At 69.9% G+C, this 206-nt stretch carries 1 protein-coding gene; it reads left to right on the forward strand.

Annotated elements, in window-relative coordinates; translation table 11 throughout:
• Window positions 1-12: 12 nt before the first annotated feature.
• On the forward strand, window positions 13-206 hold a 194-nt coding region (locus tag ACPXCS_RS39785), incomplete at its 3' end, for a hypothetical protein (protein ID WP_425971268.1).

Below are 206 nucleotides of genomic sequence, written 5' to 3' on the forward strand. Positions count from 1 at the left end.
TCGCAGGGCGAAGTGGTCGCTGCTGTGGTGTCGGGTGCGCTGACCTTGGAGCAGGGTGCCCTGGTGGTGGCGGCCCGTTCCCAGGCCGTGCTTGCGTGTGCCGGTCAGGGTGGTATGGCGCTGATCGAGCGTCCGGTTGCCGAGGTTGAGCAGTGGGTGGCGCCGTTCGGTGAGGCGTTGTCGGTGGCGGCGGTGAACACGGCCGG

The sequence above is a fragment of the Streptomyces sp. DT190 genome, assembly GCF_049846985.1.
Classification (GTDB): Bacteria; Actinomycetota; Actinomycetes; order Streptomycetales; family Streptomycetaceae; genus Streptomyces.